Below are 1243 nucleotides of genomic sequence, written 5' to 3' on the forward strand. Positions count from 1 at the left end.
CGTGACTGGAGTTCAGACGTGTGCTCTTCCGATCTCGCGGCCGACAGCGCGGCCAGCAGGCTTTCGCGGCTGCCGGTCGCGGGGCTGCCGACGTCATCGCGGCCATCGAGCAGCCGTTCGGCGTCGCGCACGCTCGGCCCACCTTCGAACAGCGGCTGGCGGCGCGCCGCGCGCGCGCAGTCGTGTGCGCCGGCCACGTCGGCGAGCGCGTTCATCCGCGGTGTCGGGTCCGGTTCGCCGTCTGCGTCGAGCCGCGGATGCAGGGTGTCCCAGCGGCGCTCGAGCAGGTTCGCGACGAGCGCGAGCGCGTCCGCATAACCGGGGATGCCGTGCTGCTCGGTCCAGCTTCGCGCGAGACAGGCGATCACGCGCAGGTCCTTCGTGCGCGCGGACAGCGCCAGCGCGAGCCGCTCGACCGCGCGCCAGTCGGGCGCTTCGGCCGGGATCACGGTGTCGCCGTATTGCTGCTCGGCGCGCGGCGTCGCACGCTCCTGCAACTGCAGGAACTCGGCGTCGTATTCGAGGTTCGCGCCGCACGGCGTATCGGGCGCGACATCCGCGAGCAACTGGCCGATCAGGCCCGCGCGCGGCGTCGCCGGGATGCCGGGCGGCACCGCGGAAAAAGCGGCGGCGGCCAGCGCCGCCTGGCTGACGTCATTCGAATGCATAGTCGATGTTGACCGGTTTGCTGCCGAAATCGATCGCCACGGTGCGGTGCAACGGCGGCAGCGAGCCGTTGCGGATTTCGATCACGTAGACGCCCGGCGTCAGCGATACCGAACGCAGCGGCGGGCTCGCGCCACGCCGCGCGCCGTTCACGTAGACGTCGCCCCATGGCCGCACGTTGAAACGCACCTGCACCGTTTCCTGCGCCTTCGGCGCACGCGGCTGTTGCTCGGCAGGCAGCGCATTCACGGCCGCGACGGCTGTCTGGCTGTCCGGCGGTTTCGGTGCCGGAGATGGTGTCGTCACCGGCGGTACGGCGGCTTCCGACGGCGGCACGTTGACGACGCGCTCCGACGCGTCGAGGCTGCCGGCTGGCGCGATGGCGGGACTGGCGCCGGCCGGCGGCGGGGCCGTGTTCGTCACGGTGGTCGCGACCTGCGGCGCGGGCGCGGCGGCCTCGACGGCCGGCGTACTGGCAGGCTCGGCGGCGACGCGTGGCGGCGGAACCTGGGCAGACGATCCGGCCGGCAGGCTGGACGGCGGCACGACGAGCGGAGTCGGCCCCTGCTGGGCCAGT

Annotated in this window: 1 pseudogene; it reads right to left on the reverse strand. The window is 73.0% G+C overall.

Annotated features, from left to right (window positions below):
* Positions 1-654: 654 nt before the first annotated feature.
* Positions 655-1243 (reverse strand): annotated as a pseudogene (locus L810_RS48220) (serine/threonine protein kinase); the annotation flags it as partial.

The organism is Burkholderia sp. AU4i, assembly GCF_000466765.1.
GTDB lineage: Bacteria > Pseudomonadota > Gammaproteobacteria > Burkholderiales > Burkholderiaceae > Burkholderia > Burkholderia cepacia.